Raw genomic sequence first — 473 nt, 5'->3', positions numbered from 1 at the left:
TTTGTGCTCGAAGGAATATTGAGGAAGTATTTTAATGGGAATGATGCTTATTGCATGGCCTTGTATTTTACTGATGAAAGGCGGACAAGTGACGATTGGATGAGGGAAGACAAAATTATCCAGGATGTCATCGATATTCCTAGAGTGATAGAAAAGCGGCAACTGCCTGAAGATTATTCCCTTCGATTTGCTGAAGTCGAAGATGCACATGAGCTGGCTAAGTTATATGGTGAAATTTTTGAAACCTATCCAACACCAATGAATGATGCGGGCTATATCAAAAAAGTGATGGAGGAAGGTACGATCTTTAGTGTTATCCAATATGAAGGATCGATTGTCAGTGCTGCCTCCGCGGCAATCTTTTTTTCTAATTCTTTTATAATAGTATTCCTTTCTGACAAGCTTTCTTGCGCCAATGTATTGAACGGGCTAAGAATAATGCAGGTTAAAATAATAATACCTATAATTTTGAA

At 37.8% G+C, this 473-nt stretch carries 1 pseudogene; it reads left to right on the top strand.

Features of this window, described 5'->3' with window-relative positions:
- Positions 1–99: 99 nt before the first annotated feature.
- A pseudogene (locus tag CVN76_RS00235) lies at positions 100–473 on the top strand (hypothetical protein); the annotation flags it as partial.

It is taken from the genome of Bacillus sp. mrc49 (assembly GCF_002803435.1).
This window is presented reverse-complemented; position numbering and strand designations above follow the sequence as displayed.